14 protein-coding genes are annotated in these 15,732 nt (G+C 65.3%); 2 read left to right on the top strand and 12 right to left on the bottom strand.

What is annotated here, in order from left to right:
- Nucleotides 1–19 precede the first annotated feature (19 nt).
- Entirely contained in the window at nucleotides 20–481 is a 462-nt protein-coding gene (locus tag ACXAJT_RS09325; RefSeq protein ID WP_475234700.1) for a phasin family protein, read from the bottom strand.
- Between the two features lie 143 nt (nucleotides 482–624).
- A complete protein-coding gene (locus tag ACXAJT_RS09330) occupies nucleotides 625–2,421 on the bottom strand; it encodes a PHA/PHB synthase family protein (protein WP_475234701.1) in 1,797 nt (598 codons plus the stop codon).
- A 161-nt stretch (nucleotides 2,422–2,582) separates the two neighbouring features.
- Here ACXAJT_RS09330 and phaZ point away from each other — a divergent pair, with 161 nt between their 5' ends.
- Nucleotides 2,583–3,848 (top strand): polyhydroxyalkanoate depolymerase, encoded by a 1,266-nt coding sequence (gene phaZ, locus ACXAJT_RS09335; RefSeq protein WP_475234702.1) that lies wholly within the window; start codon nucleotides 2,583–2,585, stop codon nucleotides 3,846–3,848.
- A 97-nt stretch (nucleotides 3,849–3,945) separates the two neighbouring features.
- Here the strand turns inward: phaZ and ACXAJT_RS09340 are convergent, their stop codons facing one another.
- Genes ACXAJT_RS09340 through ACXAJT_RS09350 form a run of 3 tightly spaced genes read right to left on the bottom strand, consistent with a single transcriptional unit; the run spans nucleotide 3,946 to nucleotide 6,009 of the window.
- The gene (locus ACXAJT_RS09340; RefSeq protein WP_475234703.1) at nucleotides 3,946–4,485 is read right to left on the bottom strand and encodes an adenine phosphoribosyltransferase; all 540 of its coding nucleotides are present in this window, start codon (nucleotides 4,483–4,485) and stop codon (nucleotides 3,946–3,948) included.
- Between the two features lie 31 nt (nucleotides 4,486–4,516).
- On the bottom strand, nucleotides 4,517–5,140 hold the full coding sequence (locus ACXAJT_RS09345) for a LysE family translocator (protein WP_475234704.1): 624 nt from the start codon (nucleotides 5,138–5,140) through the stop codon (nucleotides 4,517–4,519).
- Complete coding sequence (locus ACXAJT_RS09350; RefSeq protein WP_475234705.1) at nucleotides 5,137–6,009, bottom strand: S-methyl-5'-thioadenosine phosphorylase; 873 nt, start codon at nucleotides 6,007–6,009, stop codon at nucleotides 5,137–5,139. Before ACXAJT_RS09350 ends, ACXAJT_RS09345 begins: the two co-directional genes overlap by 4 nt.
- A gap of 286 nt (nucleotides 6,010–6,295) precedes the next feature.
- Here ACXAJT_RS09350 and ACXAJT_RS09355 point away from each other — a divergent pair, with 286 nt between their 5' ends.
- Nucleotides 6,296–7,924, top strand: coding sequence for a SulP family inorganic anion transporter (locus tag ACXAJT_RS09355; RefSeq protein WP_475234706.1), 1,629 nt, complete (start codon nucleotides 6,296–6,298; stop codon nucleotides 7,922–7,924).
- Between the two features lie 221 nt (nucleotides 7,925–8,145).
- Here ACXAJT_RS09355 and rpe read toward each other — a convergent pair whose 3' ends face one another.
- The 7 genes from rpe to ACXAJT_RS09390 all read right to left on the bottom strand — a co-directional run bounded on the left by rpe (nucleotide 8,146) and on the right by ACXAJT_RS09390 (nucleotide 15,551).
- Nucleotides 8,146–8,841, bottom strand: a complete 696-nt coding sequence (rpe, locus tag ACXAJT_RS09360; protein WP_475234708.1) for a ribulose-phosphate 3-epimerase — start codon at nucleotides 8,839–8,841, stop codon at nucleotides 8,146–8,148.
- A gap of 37 nt (nucleotides 8,842–8,878) precedes the next feature.
- Nucleotides 8,879–9,814, bottom strand: coding sequence for a 2-hydroxyacid dehydrogenase (locus ACXAJT_RS09365; RefSeq protein ID WP_475234709.1), 936 nt, complete (start codon nucleotides 9,812–9,814; stop codon nucleotides 8,879–8,881).
- An 18-nt stretch (nucleotides 9,815–9,832) separates the two neighbouring features.
- Nucleotides 9,833–10,972, bottom strand: coding sequence for a rod shape-determining protein RodA (gene rodA, locus ACXAJT_RS09370; protein ID WP_475234710.1), 1,140 nt, complete (start codon nucleotides 10,970–10,972; stop codon nucleotides 9,833–9,835).
- Nucleotides 10,969–12,888 (bottom strand): penicillin-binding protein 2, encoded by a 1,920-nt coding sequence (gene mrdA, locus ACXAJT_RS09375; protein WP_475234711.1) that lies wholly within the window; start codon nucleotides 12,886–12,888, stop codon nucleotides 10,969–10,971. Before mrdA ends, rodA begins: the two co-directional genes overlap by 4 nt.
- Nucleotides 12,885–13,427, bottom strand: coding sequence for a rod shape-determining protein MreD (locus tag ACXAJT_RS09380; protein WP_475234713.1), 543 nt, complete (start codon nucleotides 13,425–13,427; stop codon nucleotides 12,885–12,887). Before ACXAJT_RS09380 ends, mrdA begins: the two co-directional genes overlap by 4 nt.
- On the bottom strand, nucleotides 13,420–14,376 hold the full coding sequence (mreC, locus tag ACXAJT_RS09385) for a rod shape-determining protein MreC (RefSeq protein WP_475234714.1): 957 nt from the start codon (nucleotides 14,374–14,376) through the stop codon (nucleotides 13,420–13,422). Before mreC ends, ACXAJT_RS09380 begins: the two co-directional genes overlap by 8 nt.
- Nucleotides 14,377–14,504: 128 nt before the next feature.
- The gene (locus ACXAJT_RS09390; RefSeq protein ID WP_092425222.1) at nucleotides 14,505–15,551 is read right to left on the bottom strand and encodes a rod shape-determining protein; all 1,047 of its coding nucleotides are present in this window, start codon (nucleotides 15,549–15,551) and stop codon (nucleotides 14,505–14,507) included.
- Nucleotides 15,552–15,732 lie beyond the last annotated feature (181 nt).

Here is a 15,732-nt window from a genome sequence, read left to right on the forward strand (position 1 = left end):
AGAGGGGGCGAAAACCGACTTACTTGGCTCCGGCGGTCGCCGTGGTGCTTGCCTTCTTGGTGGCAGCGGTCATGTCGTCGGTGGCTTTCTTGACCGCGGCGGAAGCATCTTCGGTGAAGTCCTTACCAGCAGCCATCATCAGCTCGACCGTGTCCATCTGCACCTTCTTCGCGATCTCGGCGAAGGCGGCCATGTTTTCGGCGGCAACTTCGGCCTGTGCGGAGGCGAAGTCGGTCATCGCCTTGGCGTAGTCGGCCGGCTCTTTCTTGACCTTCGACATGTCGGTCAGCTTCGCCAGAGTGTCCTTGGTCCACTTGGCGGAGATCTCGGTGGATTTCTCTGCCGCTTCGAGAGCAACTCCCGAGAGCTTCTCGTTCAGCGTGGCAGAGGTTTTGAACGCTTCGTCCATGGCTTTGGTGTCCACGGGGAACGCGCCCATCATGTCCTTCATCATGGCGGTGAAGTCTTGAGTCTTAGCCATTCTTTCAATTCCCGTATTCAGCCTAGCGGGCCCACCCCGCGCTTAACTATCGGCTGCAAACAATATGAATGCTGCAGCGCAGCATTTCAAGATTTTTTGCCGCGCTGCAGAAAAAACATGCAAGTGTCTGTTTTGACGCTTCGTTAAGCAGCCTTCACCCGGACATAGGTGCCCGGAGCCGGACAAATCGGCGCGTGGGACGAATCGCCGGGTGTCCGCGCTGGCACCATTTTCCCCGATCTCTTGCGCAGCCACGCCTCCCAGACCGGCCACCAAGACTCCTTGGGGTGGAAGTCGGCGCTGGCCTGCCAGTCCTCGGCAGAGAGCTTCAGGTCGGCGTTCAGGTAGTGGCCGTACTTCTGCTTGTCCGGCGGATTGACGATGCCGGCGATATGGCCCGACTGCGACAGCACGAAACTTTTCGAGCGCGAGCCCATCTTCTGCACGCCGCGATAGCAATCCTTCCACGCGGCGATGTGGTCACCCTCGGCGGCGATCGACATCAGCGGCACGTCGACGTCCTTGATGTCGAGCGTATGGCCCAGCATCTCGAACTCGCCCCTCGAGAAAAGGTTCTGCTGACACAGGCCGCGCAGGTACTGGATGGTCATCTTGCCCGGCAGGTTCGCGCCGTCACCGTTCCAGTAGAGCAGATCGAAGGCCGGCGGCGTCTCACCCATCATGTAGCTGCGGATGGCTGGCGTGTAGATGAGATCCGTCGAGCGCAGGAACGAGAAGGTGCGCGACATGATAAAGCTTTTCAAGATGCCGCTGGCGTTGATCTCGGCCTCGATCCCGTCGACGAAATCATCCTGCAGGAACGGGGTGAACTCGCCCTGATCGGAAAAATCGGTGAGCGTGGTAAAGAAGGTTGCGGACTTCACCGGCTTCTCACCGCGTTGTTTGAGCAGCGACAGGGTCAGCGCCAGCGTGGTCCCGGCGATGCAATATCCCACGGCGTTGACCTGCTCGACGCCGCACATCTCGCGCACGAGGTTGATCGCGGTCAGATAGCCGTCCTCGATGTAATCCTCGAGGCCGATGTCGCTGTAGCTTTCATCGGCGTTGACCCAGCTGACCACGTAGAGCGTGTAACCCTGATCGACGATGTAGCGGATCAGGCTGTTCTTCGGTTTGAGGTCGAGGATGTAGTATTTGTTGATCCACGGCGGGAACAGCACGATCGGTGTCTCGCGCACCTTCTCGGTGGTGGGCTTGTACTGGATGAGCTCCATCATGCGGTTGCGATAGACCACTTCGCCCTCGGCGGTGGCGATGTTCTCGCCCAGTTTGAAGGCGTTCTCATCCGCAAGGCGCACCACCAGCTCGCCGTTGTTCGCCTCGAGGTCGGCGACGAGGTTCTCCATCCCCTGCACAAGGCTTTCGCCCTCGGTCTCCAGCGCCTTCTGCAGCGCGTCGGGGTTGGTGGCGAAGAAGTTGGTTGGCGCCATCATGTCGACGATCTGCCGAGCGAAGTAGCGCAACCGCCGCTTTTCCTTGAGGTCCAGATCCTCGATCTCATCTACAGAGCGGTGGATCGCTTCGGCGCTGATCAGATACTGCTGTTTGATGAAGTTGAAATATGGGTGGCTGTCCCACAGCGGATTCGAGAACCGCTTGTCCTTCGGCCCGGTGTCCTCGGGTGGCGTAAGCTGGCCGCCGGCCAGCGCTGTGTGCGCTTCGAGGTAGTGTGACAGGGCCTTGCCCCAGTAGGCCACCTGCTGCTCGAAAACCTTCGCGGGGTTCTGCATCCACTCTTGCCAATAGGCCTGTGCGGCCTTGCCATAGAGCAGCGGATCAGGCGCGTTTAACGCAGGATTGATCGGCTTACGTCGCGAAATTGCTTCCAGAAGTCGTTGAGAAAGGGCTTCGATCTTCTCAATATTGGCTTCGAGTCGTGCGCGGTCTGACGTGATGTCCGTGCCCGGAGTAGTTGTCATAAGGTCGAATCCCCCCTACTTTCGGCCTGTTGCAGAATAACGGCGGTACGGCGAGGGGCAAAGCGGCGAATTGATCCGAGATCGGATCAGCGGAAACTGCGTGACGGGAGGCACGCAGGGACCGGGCGCCGGGCAGAACCGCACATCAGGAGACACGCACTATGCGTCAAATGGCGACTTACGATCTGATGGAGACCTTCCGGAACACCAACCAGTGGCTCGGGGCGACGGCACGGACGATGGCGTCCTACCCCGCGTTCGCCGCCTTGCCGAACCCGATGATCGGGTGGATGGCGGCCTGGGGGGAAGTGACCGAGCGCACCTTTGAGCGGATGGTGGTCAAACCCGACTGGGGCATTCGCACGGTGACCTGCGCCGACGGCCGCGACCACGTGGTCGAGCCGCGCACGGTGGTCGAACGCGCGTTCGGTAATCTGGTGCATTTCGAAGTGCAGGGCCGGCCGACCAAAGAGCGCAAAGTGCTGCTTGTGGCGCCGATGTCTGGCCACTATGCGACGCTGCTGCGCTCGACCGCCGTTTCGCTGCTGCCCGATTGCGAGCTCTACGTCACCGACTGGCACAACGCGCGCGACATTCCGGTCAGCGAGGGCAAGTTCGATATCGAGGACTACACGCTCTATCTGATGGAGTTCATGCGCGAGCTGGGCCCCGAGACCAACGTCATTGCGGTCTGCCAGCCGGCACCGCTGACGCTGGCGGCCACGGCCTATCTGGCCGAGCTCGAGCCTGCCGCGCAGCCGCGCACGCTGACGCTGATCGGCGGGCCGATCGATCCCAACGCCACCCCGACCGACGTGACGGATTTCGGCCACCGGGTCACCATGGGCCAGCTCGAAGAGACGATGATCCAGCGCGTCGGCTACAAATACGCGGGCGTCGGGCGGATGGTCTATCCGGGGCTGCTGCAGCTGGCGTCCTTCATGTCGATGAACGCCGAGCGCCACTCCAAGGCCTTCACCGAGCAGATCATGAAGGTCAGCCGGGGCGAGGCTTCCGACCACGACGCGCACAACCGCTTCTACGACGAGTATCTGGCGGTGATGGACATGACCGCCGAGTTCTATCTCTCGACCGTCGAGCGCATCTTCAAGAACGGCGAGATCGCGTCGAACAATTTCATCGTAGACGGCCATAAGGTCGACATGGGCAAGATCACCGACGTGGCGGTGATGACCGTCGAAGGCTCCAACGATGACATCTCGGCGCCGGGCCAATGCGTTGCGGCGCTCGATCTGTGCACCGGTCTGCCGGATGAGAAGAAGGGCCAGCACCTCGAGGCGGGGGCGGGCCACTACGGCATCTTTGCCGGGCGCAGCTGGCGCAACAACATCCGCCCGCTGGTGCTCGATTTCATCGATCGCAATTCGGATGCGCCGCGCAAGGCCGCGAACTCCAACGCGGCGTGATCACGTAGGGGAGGGGGCGCTGCCCCCTCGCCGCTGCGCGGCTCACCCCCGGCGTATTTCGAAAGAGAAGAAGGCCCCGGACGCGTGCAGCGACGGGTCAGAGACCTTCGTAGGCGCAGAGCGTGTGCACCGTCACGCCCATCGCCTCGAGCCGCTTGCGGCCGCCAAGGTCGGGAAGATCGACGATGAAGGCGGCGGCGGTGACATTGCCGCCAAGCCGCTCGACCAGCGACACCGCCGCCTCGGCCGTGCCGCCGGAGGCAATCAGATCATCCACCAAAAGCACCTGCTCGCCCGGCGTGATCGCGTGCTCGGAAAGCTCCACCGTCGCCTCGCCGTATTCCAGCGCATAGCTCTGTGCGATCACGGGAGGCGGCAACTTGCCCGCCTTGCGCAGCGCTGCGAAGCCGACCGAGAGCTGGTGCGCCACCGCGCCGCCAAGCAGGAAGCCGCGCGCCTCGGGACCTAGAACCTTGTCGTATTTCTGGCCGGTAAACGGCAGCGCGAGCTGGTCCACCGCCAAACGAAACCCCTGCGGATCAGCGCAGAGCGGCGTCACGTCGCGGAACATGATGCCCTCATGCGGGTAGTCGGGGATGGTGCGGATATAGTCGGCGATGCTCTTGGGTGGTTTCATCGGTCGGTGGAGTCCTGTCGGGCCGGGGCGCTCAGGCGGCGCGGCGCAGCGTTGCGGTGAGCACTCCCATGGCGATCAGCGCCGCGCCCCCGGCGCGGGTGATCCATGCAAGCACGGCGGGGCGGTCGATCATCCGGCGCAGCCGGTCCGCGGCGAGGGCATAGGCCAGCACGTTCAGCGCGGCAAGCGTGACAAAGGTGCCGATCAGCAGCGCGAACTGCGGCAGCAGCGCTGCGGCGGGGTCGACGAACTGCGGCACGAAGGCGATGAAAAAAGCGATGCTTTTGGGGTTGAGCGCGGTCACCGCGGCGGTGTGGCGGAAAACGCCACGGGCAGTGATCTTGGTCCGTGGCAGGGTGAGCCCGGTGCCCGGCGCCGAACGCAGCAGTTTCACCCCGAGCCATATGAGGTACAGCGCGCCCACCCATTTGAGCGCGGTGAACAGCGTGGCCGAGGCCAGCACCAATGCGCCCAGTCCCACCAGCGACAGCGACATGGCGGTAAAGTCTCCCAACGCCACGCCCGCCGCCGAGGCCAGCGCCACCGAGCGGCCCTTCGACAGCGCGTAGCTCAGCACCAGCAGCACCGTCGGGCCGGGGATGAGCAGCAGCGCGGTGGAGGCCGCGACGAAGGTCAGCCACAGATCGAGGCTCACAGCACTCTCCCGGCGACCGCGTCGAGCTTGGCCAGCACCTGCGGGTCGCGCGCGGCGGGCGCGGTGATCAGCGCATGTTCGAGCGCCCGGTCGCAGCCATGCGGGCAGGGCGCTCGGGTCGCCCCGAGCAGCGCGGGCAGGCGCGAGACCAGCGCGCGCGCCTTCTCGGCGTTGCCGTGCAGAACCTTGACGATGTCGGAGACTTCCACCGCGCCATGCTCTTCGTGCCAGCAATCATAATCGGTGACCATCGCCACGGAGGCGTAGCAAAGCTCGGCCTCGCGGGCGAGCTTTGCCTCGGGCATATTGGTCATGCCGATGACGTCGGCACCCCAGTGTTCGCGGTACATGCGCGATTCCGCCAGCGTCGAGAACTGCGGGCCTTCCATCGCCAGATAGGTGCCACCGTCGTGCACGGTGATCCCCGCGTCGATGGCCGCGGCGAGCGCATGGGCGCCGAGCCGCGCGCAGGTCGGATGGGCCAGCGACACATGCGCCACACAGCCGCTTCCAAAGAAGCTCTTCTCGCGCGCGAAGGTGCGGTCGATGAACTGGTCGATGATGACGAAATCGCCCGGCGCCATCTCTTCGCGGAATGACCCGCAAGCGGAGACCGAGATCACATCGGTGACCCCCAGCCGCTTCAGCGCATCGATGTTGGCGCGGTAGGGCACGGTGGAGGGAGCCAGCCGGTGGCCGCGCCCGTGCCGGGGCAGAAAGGCCATCTTCACGCCGTCCAGAGTGCCAGTGAGCACCCGATCCGACGGCGCGCCCCAAGGCGTCTCGACGGTGACCCACGCGCGGTCTTGCAACGCGTCGAGGTCATACACCCCCGAGCCGCCGATCACTCCGATCATCGTCTGCATCATGCGCGATCTCCTTTCGCGCGCAGCCTGCCCCGGTCCGGGCCGGAAGAAAAGAGGGCTTGGGAGAGGGAGTTGCAGGCGTGGTGAACCGGTAAGGGCGGCCAAGAGCGGGAAAGGTCTCAAGCGGGGCCGCGAGTGCTCGTTTGGCAGGCGCGCCGGGACGCGATCGGCTGGCGCGGCTGCATCACGCGCCCTTGATCTTGTGAAAAACCGCGCCTGCGGGTGGCGAAAAGCGTCAAGGTGGCTTATGCGCAAGGCCGCGCGCAACAGTTAGAACGGATAGCTCCCCATGGCCAAAGCCCTCCTGGCGCGATACGCCAGCCGCATTCAGAAACCGGACCTGAGCCTCTCGCCGACGACGCGGCTCACCCCTGCACAAATCCGCACCGACATCCTGTCTGGCCTGACCGTGGCGCTGGCGCTGGTGCCCGAGGCGGTGGCCTTTGCTTTTGTCGCCGGTGTGCACCCGCTGGTCGGCCTCTACGCCGCCTTCCTCGTCGGTCTGATCACCGCGCTGATCGGCGGCCGTCCGGGGATGATCTCGGGCGCCACGGGCGCGCTGGCGGTGGTCATGGTCGCGCTGGTGGCCGATCATGGCGTCGAGTACCTCTTTGCCACAGTGGTCCTGATGGGCATCCTGCAGATCTTCGCGGGCACCATGCATTGGGGCAAGTTCATCCGGCTCGTGCCGCACCCGGTGATGCTGGGATTCGTCAACGGACTGGCCATCGTGATCTTCATGGCGCAGCTGACCCAGTTCAAGGTGCCGGGCAGCGCCGAGCTTTCGGGCCACGGCCCGGGTGGCGGCGAATGGCTCTCGGGGGTGCAGCTTTGGACGATGCTCGGTCTCGTGGCGCTGACCATGGCGATCATCTGGCTGCTGCCGAAGGTGACCAAGATCATCCCCGCGCCGCTGGCCGGTATTGCTGTGACCGCTGCCATCGTCATCTTCTTCGGCCTCGACGTGCCGCGGGTCGGCGACATGGCCTCGATCGAGGGTGGGTTGCCTGCCTTCCACTTGCCGATGGTGCCGCTCACGTGGGAGACGCTGGAGATCATCCTGCCCTATGCGGTGATCCTCGCCGCCATCGGCCTGATCGAGAGCCTGCTGACGCTCAACCTCGTGGGCGAGATGACCGGCCAGCGCGGCGGAGCCAGTCAAGAGTGCATCGCTCAGGGCTGCGCCAACTTCGTCACCGGCTTTTTCGGCGGCATGGGCGGCTGCGCGATGATCGGCCAGTCGATGATCAACGTGAACTCCGGCGGGCGCACCCGCATTGCCGGCATTGTCGCGGCGCTTTTCCTGCTGTCGTTCATTCTCTTCGCCTCATCGCTGATTGAGCTCATTCCTCTGGCCGCGCTGGTCGGGGTGATGTTCATGGTGGTGATCGGCACCTTCGCCTGGAACTCGCTGCGCATCCTCTTCCGGGTGCCGCTGATGGACGCCTTCGTGATCGTGCTGGTGACCGTCGTGACGGTGCTCGAAGACCTCGCCGTGGCGGTGGTCGTCGGTGTCATCGTCTCGGCGCTGGCCTACGCGTGGAACAACGCACGCCGCATCCACGCCAAGAGCTACACAACACCCGAGGGCGCAAAGGTCTATCAGATCCAAGGCCCGCTGTTCTTCGGGTCGACCGACGGCTTTGCCGAGATCTTTGAAATCGAGGATGATCCCAAGTCGGTAATCATCGATTTCGCCGACAGCCGCGTCGTCGACCAATCGGCGCTGCAGGCGATCGAGGCGATTGCGGGCAAATACGAAGCGGCGGGCAAGCGCATCCAGTTGCGCCACCTCTCGCGCGACTGCCACCGTCTGCTGACCAAGGCAGGTCACCTCGTGGTCGACAGCGATGACGATCCCGATTACGCGCTGGCGGCGGACTACCACGTGCGCACGGGCGTCCTCGGCGGCCACTGAAGCGCGGAGCCATGTCATAAAGAAGGGCGCCGCGACAGGATCGCGGCGCCCTTTTTGTTTGGCCGTTTGGGAGGGGGCTCTGCCCCCGATGCGCTGCGCGCCTCTCCCCCGGGATATTTGCCTCTAGACGAAGATGCGGCGTGCCTGCTTCGTCTAGATGAAAATATCCCCGCCGGAGGCAGGCCGTAGCCTGCCGCCCGCGGGGCGCTTCAGAAGCTGGCTCAGCCGGTGACGCTGGCTTTGATCGCGCGGATATTTTCGCCGTAGGGCGCGGGGTTTTCGACCGATCCGCCGCGGAAGACGGCGGAGCCCGCCACCAGCACGTCGGCACCCGCCTCGGCGACCAGAGGCGCGGTGGTGGGATCGACGCCGCCGTCGATCTCGATGTGGATCTCGCGATCACCGATCATCTCGCGCAGTTTGCGCACCTGCGCAACCTGGCTGTGGATGAACTTCTGCCCGCCGAAGCCGGGGTTCACGGTCATCAGGCAGACCAAATCGCACATGTCCAGCAGCGGCGCGGCGGCCTCGACCGGGGTGCCGGGGTTCAGCGCGAGGCCGGCCTTGGCGCCGGTGGCGCGGATCGCCTGCAGCGTGCGGTGGGTGTGCGCGCCCGCTTCGAGGTGCGCGGTGATGATGTCGGCGCCGGCGTCGGCGAACGCCTCGATATAGGGATCGACCGGGGCGATCATCAGGTGCACGTCCATGACGGTCGAAATATGCGGGCGGATCGCTTTCACCAGCGGCGGGCCAAAGGTGAGGTTGGGCACGAAGTGCCCGTCCATCACGTCGACGTGGATCCAGTCGGCGCCCTGCGCCTCGACGGCGCGGATCTCGGCGCCGAAGTTGGCGAAATCGGCGGACAGGATGGACGGGGCGATCTTCAGCGCGCGATCGAAGGTCTCGGGCAGGGGCATGACGGCAGCATCTCCAGTTCAGATGCGCCGCGCCTTATCAGTATCCCGCGTTCCGGTCCACAAGATGCAGCAGTGGCTCGCCCGTGACGCCGCGCCGCACGTTCTCGGCGATGACCCGCGACGCCGAGTCGGCGCGGGTTTCGGCGGCGATATGCGGCGTGACCGTGACCTTCGGGTGGGCCCAGAACGGGTGGTCCTGCGGCAACGGCTCGACGCGGAAGACGTCGAGCGTGGCATGGCCGACCTGCCCGCTGTCCAGCGCGGCGATCAACGCCGCGTCGTCGATCAGCTGACCGCGGCCCGGGTTGACGATGCAGGCGCCCTTGGGCAGCTGCGCCAGCTCGGCGGCGCCCAGCGTGTTCTCGGTCTGCGGCGTGAAGGGCAGCAGCGTGACGACGATCTGCGCATCCGCCAGCGCTGCGCTCAGCCCGTCGCTGCCCGACAGGCAGCGGATGCCTTCGATCTCGCGCGGGGTGCGGCTCCAGCCGGTGACGGGAAAGCCGATCTGCGCCAGCTGCGCGGCACAGGCGCGGCCCAGCATGCCAAGGCCGAGCACGGTAACCGGCCGTTCGCGCGCCAGCGGCGGCGCCTTGTTCACCCAATCATGCGCCGGGTTCACGATATGCGCGTCCATCCCGAGGTGGTGACGCAGCACGTGGCCGGTGACGTATTCCACCATGCCCTGCGTCAGCCCCTCGTCATCGACCATACGCGCCAGCGGCACGGTGAGCTTGGGGTTGCCGACGATCTTCTCGACCCCGGCCCAGAGGCTGAGCACGGCCTTGAGGCGCGGAAAGGGGGTGAAGTCGGTCAGCCCCGAGGAAGGCGCATAGACCACGTATTCGACCTCTTCTGCGGGGATGTCGCGCGACAGGCGGTACTCGACACCGGTGGTGTCCAGCGCCTCGGTCAGCGGCACGCGGTAGGCGTCCCAGGCGTCTTCCGGGGCGGCGAAGAGGATGTTGGTGGTCATGGACGTCCTTGAAAATTCTTAGCGGGGCCGGTGGATGAAGGCGCTTTGTACCAGTCCGAAGGCAATCATCAACACCAGCATGGCCGAACCGCCGTAGCTAACCATTGGCAGCGGCACGCCGACCACCGGGGCAAGGCCCATGACCATCGACATGTTGACCGCGAAGTAAAGGAAGAAGGTCAGCCCGATGCCCAGCGTCAGCAGCGAGGAAAACCGGTCGCGGTTGCGCAGCGCGGCGAAGATGCAGAACAGCAAGATCAGCACGTAGAGGATCAGCAGCGACACGCCGCCGACGAAGCCGAATTCCTCGGCCAGCGTGTTGAAGATGAAGTCTGTGTGCTTTTCGGGCAGGAAGTTCAGCCGCGATTGCGTGCCCTGCATGAAGCCGCGCCCGGTCCAGCCGCCAGAGCCCATGGCGATCTTGGCCTGCGTAATGTGATAGCCGGCCCCGAGCGGATCGGTGGATGGATCGAGGAAGGTGTCGATGCGGCGGAACTGGTAGTCCTTGAGCAGCTGCCACTCGGTGCCGCGCGACTCGAAGACGGTGTAGATCGCGCCGACGCCTGCGGCGATCACCACGGCGAAATAGGCCCAGTGCACGCCCGCGAGGAACATGATCAGCCCGCCGCCGATCATCAGCAGCAGCGCGGTGCCGAGGTCGGGCTGGATCAGTGTCAGCCCGGTGGGGATCAGGATCAGGATGATCGGCATCAGCACCCAGAGCGGGCGCGAGGTCTTTTTCAGCGGCAGCCAGTCGTAATACGCTGCCAGAACCATCACCATGGCGATCTTCATCAACTCGGAGGGCTGCAGCCGCATGAAGCCGATGTCGATCCAGCGCTGCGCCCCCATGCCCACGGTGCCGAACAGCTCGACCGCCACCAGCAGGCCCAGTGATCCAAGATAGGCCAGCACCGAAAGGTTGCGCCACAGCCAGATCGGCACCATCGCGACGACGAACATCGCCGCCAGCCCGAGGCCAAACCGCTTCATCTGCGGCTCGGCCCATGTGTCGAGCCGTCCGCCGGCCACCGAGTAGAGCATCAGGAAGCCGACGCAGGCCACGGCGGTCAGCAAGATCACCAGCGGCCAGTTGATGTAGAGCACCTTGCGCCAGCCGCTGGGCGTGGTCTTGACGTTGTATTCGAGATAGCTCACGCGCGCCCCCGGACCTGTTCGGCGCGTTCGCGGCGCTCGCGGTCGAGCCGCTCTTGCAACTCTTTGATCTTTTCATGGTCGGAGGAGGGGTAGGCGTCGAGCGGCGGGGTGCCGCCATAGAGCGCCTGCAGCGCCACGTCGCGCACGATGGGCGCCGCCGCCGAGGACCCGCCGCCGCCATGCTCGACGACCACGGAGACCGCGATACGCGGGCTCTCGAGCGGGCCGTAGCCGACAAACAGCGCGTGGTCGCGCTGCTCCCACGGCACCTCGTCGTTGCTGACCACATGGTTGCGCACCTGACTGGTCCCGGATTTCCCCGCAAGCTCGTAGCCCGCCGAAACCACGCGCGAGCGATAGCCGGTGCCGCGGGTGGTGTTCATCACCGACGACATGCCCTTGCGCACGTAGCGCAGGTGGTTGGGATTGATATCCAGATCCTGCCCGCCGATCAGCTCGGTCTCGACACCGTCGATGGTCTTGATCAGCCGCGGGTGGATTTCGCGGCCGGTGGCAATGCGGGCGGTCATGATCGCCTGCTGCAGCGGCGAGGTCAGTACGAAGCCCTGTCCGATCGAGGCGTTCACCGTGTCACCGATCAGCCAGCTCTTGCCGCGCTCGCGTTGTTTCCAGTCCTTGTCGGGCATGATCCCGGAGGTCACCGCCGACATCGGCACATCCGGCGACGCGCCAAGGCCGAGCCGCCGCCCGACGTCGGCGATGCGGTCGATGCCGACCTTCAGCGCCACGTCGTAGAAGAACACGTCACAGCTTTGCTGGAGTGACTGTTCGAGGTTCAGGTGCCCGTGGCCGCGGCGTTTCCAGCAGTGAAAGCGCCGCGAGCCGACCTCCATGTGGCCGGGGCACCAGACCGTGTCGTCGGGCGACAGCACACCGGCTTCCAGCGCCGCCAGCGCGGTGATCATCTTGAAGGTCGAACCGGGCGGATAGGCGTCCTGCACGGTCTTCGACGCCAGTGGGCGGTGATCGTTCTCGCGCAGGATCGCATAGTCGCCGACCGAGATGCCGCGGACGAATTTGTTGGGATCGTAAGAGGGGGCGGAGGCGATGGCCAGCAGGTCGCCCTTTTCCACGTCCATGATCACGCAGGAGGCCGATTCATGCCCCAGCCGCGCCTGCACATAGTCCTGCAGGTCGGCGTCGATGGTCAGCTGGATATCGGCGCCGCTGTCGCCCTCGCGGCGGTCAAGCTCGCGCATGACCCGGCCCACGGCGTTGACCTCGACGCGCTTGGCGCCGGCCTTGCCGCGCAGCTGCTCTTCGTATTTGGCCTCGACGCCCACTTTGCCGATCTGGAACCGCGGGATGTGCAGCACCGGTTCGGGGTCCTCGTATTGCGCGAGGTCGCGTTCGGACACCGGCCCGACGTAGCCGACCACATGCGCGAAGTTGCCGTGCTGGGGATAGAACCGAGACAGGCCGACCTCGGGGGTGACGCCGGGCAGGGCGGGGGCGTTGACCGCGACGCGGCTGATCGACTCCCAGCTCACCCGGTCGGCGACGGTGACCGGCAGGAAGGGCGGGGAGCGGCGCATCTCGGCCAGTGCGCGGTTGAGTTCGTCCTCGTCCAGTTCGACCAGCGCCGAGAGTTTGGCGATAACGTCGTCGACGTCGCCGGCATCCTCGCGCACGATGGTGATGCGGTAGGTCGGTGTGTTCTCGGCCACCACCTTGCCGGTGCGGTCGAAGATGCGCCCGCGGCTGGGGGGGATCAGGCGAACGTTGATCCGGTTCTCTTCGGCCAGCAGGCGAAACTCGTCGGCCTGATCGACCTGCATGTGGTGCATTCGCAGGCCAAGCATGCCGGCAAAGCCAAGCTGCGCGCCGCCCAGCAGCAGCGCGCGGCGCGAGATCTTGCGCCAGCTGTCGGCGCTGTCCTTCTGGGTGCGTTTCACATTGGCCTCCCGGCGTGGTCGAAATCGCCCGGCGCCATACGGCGGACACCGAACAGCCCCTGCGACAGCAGAGCGACGACAGGATAACAGATCACCGTGGTCGCGTAGCGCATAAGCGCAAGAAAAGACGTTCCCTCGGGCACGATCAAGAGGGTGAGCGCCAGCCGGTAGAGGATTGTGATTACCGCGAGGATCACCGCCACAGCGATCCACTCCTGCACGAAGGTGGTTTCGCGGCGCGGCCTGTCGCGGGATTTCAGCACCTCGGTGGCCATCAGGACCAGCAGCGCCCAGAGCCCCGGCGGGCGCTGGAACAGCAGGTCGGCCAGCAGCATCACCGCTGCCACCAGCAGCGCCGGCACGTAGTCGGGCCGCCGCAGCGCCCAGGCAAAGCACAGGGCGGTCATAACGTCGGGCCCGGCGTAGCTGGCGGGCATCAGATCAAGCGGCAGCAGGTGGTAGAAGATCAGCGCAAAGGCCAGTGCCACGAAGGTGGCGCGCATCATCCACACTTTGGCGGGGCGGCTGCTCTCAGCCATTGCCGGCCTCCGCCTCGCCGGGATCAGCGTTGCTCAGCGGTGGCACCGTGGGGTCGGTTTCGGCCTCGGGGGCGCGGCTTTCCGGCGGGTGTTCCGGCAGGATCAGCCCCGAAGGGGCATTGACCCGGCGCGCGCCGTGATCGCGCAGCACTCGCAGGAATTCCAGCCGCTCGTAGTCGGCGGCAAGGCGCACGCGCAGCCGCCCACCGGGGTCCTGTGCCACCTGTCCGATCAGGATGCCGGGCGGGAAGACCTCGCCGTCGCCCGAGGTGACGATGCGGTCGCCGGGCTTCACCAGATCGGGGTTTTCCAGAAAGTCGATTGGCGGGTTGGCGCTGTTGTCACCCACCACCATGGCGCGCTGGCCCGAGGGCTGGATGGTCGCCGGGATGCGGCTGGTGGCATCGGTGAGCAGGATCACCCGCGCGGTGTTGTTGCCAACCCCCGAGATCCGCCCGACCAGCCCGATACCATCCATCGTTGCCCAGCCGTCGACGATACCATCACGGCTGCCGACGTTGATCAGCACCGATTGGCGGAACGGCGAGCCGCTGTCGGCCAGCACCACACCGGTGATATAGGTCAGCCGCGGATCAAGCTGCACGTTGTTGAGATCGCGCAGCTTGGCGTTCTCCTGCTCCAGTTGCAGCGCGGCTTCTTTCCACGCGGTCATCTGGCGCAACTCGCGGCGCAGCTCTTGGTTCTGTTCGTGGATGCGTTGGTAGGACTGAAAGTCGCGGAGGATCTTCACCGCGCCGGTCACCGGCGCCATCGCCCAGTCAAAGCCCGGCATCACCGTGTCGATCACCTGCGCGCGAAAGCGTTCCACGCGCGGGCTGTCGATCCGCCACAGGATGAACAGCCCGGCAAGGCCCAGGATGAGCACCGCCAGAAGCAGCCGCTTCAGCGGGCCGGAGTAGTCTTCGCCATTGCTGCCGTTCTTCGCCATGATTTCCGCGCCGGGGGGTGCCCTGAACCTGTTTTGGGGACCTGTGCCTCATAGGCAGTGGGGGCGGGCGCACTGCTGAGTTGCGCCCGCCCCGAACTATGCCGCAGTCGCGGCCATCCCGAAAGGGATCAGCTGTCGTAATCGATCGCGTGCTGCAGCTGTTTTTCGTACTCGAGCGCTTTTCCGGTGCCGAGCGCCACGCAGTTGAGGCTTTCCTCGGCGATGGAGACGGCAAGGCCGGTCTGCTCGCGCAATGCGAGGTCGAGATCGCCCAGCAGCGCGCCGCCGCCGGTCAGCATGACGCCGCGGTCGACGATGTCGGCGGCCAGATCCGGCGGGGTCGCTTCGAGCGCGGACATCACCGCCTCGCAGATCGCTTGCACCGGCTCGGCCAGCGCCTCGGCCACCTGAGCCTGAGAAATCTCGGTCTCCTTCGGCACGCCGTTCAGCAGGTCGCGGCCACGGATCTGCATCGAGCTGCCGCGCCCGTCATCGGGCATGCGCGCAGTGCCGATCGAGGTCTTGATACGCTCGGCCGTGGCGTCCCCCACAAGCAGGTTCTGCTGGCGGCGCAGGTAGTTGACGATCGCCTCGTCCATGCGGTCGCCGCCGACGCGGATCGAGCGCGCGTAAACGATGTCACCCAGCGACAGCACGGCCACCTCGGTGGTGCCGCCGCCGATATCGACGACCATGTTGCCGGTCGGATCGGTGATCGGCATGCCGGCGCCGATGGCCGCGGCAATCGGCTCGGCGATCAGCCCTGCCTTGCGCGCGCCGGCGCTCAGCACCGACTGGCGGATCGCCCGTTTTTCCACCGGCGTGGCGCCATGCGGCACGCAGACGATGATCTTTGGCTTCGAGAAGGTCGAGCGCTTGTGCACCTTGCGAATGAAGTGCTTGATCATCTCCTCGGCGGTGTCGAAGTCAGCGATGACGCCTTCGCGCATCGGCCGGATCGCTTCGATCGAGCCGGGGGTACGCCCCAGCATCAGCTTTGCATCCTCGCCGACAGCCAGCACCTTTTTGACGCCGTCCTTGACGTGATAGGCCACAACCGACGGCTCGGACAGAATGATCCCGCGACCTTTCACGTAGACCAGCGTGTTCGCCGTGCCGAGGTCGATGGCCATGTCCGCCGAGAAGGCGCCCATGAGTCTGTCCAGTCCAAACATTAAGTTCCCGCCCCAGAAATACGCATTTTGGCCCTCGACTCCCAACGAGCGAAGGCCGGGGTCTTATAAGGCCGGACGGGCGAGCAAAAAAGCCCCCCCCTTACGCAAATGCGCGTGAAATCGCGTGTCCCCGCAAGGTGCGCGGGAATCGGGCGATTTGTGAACGGCGCTACGGCGCGCG

It is taken from the genome of Salipiger sp. ABF4_146, from assembly GCF_056161345.1.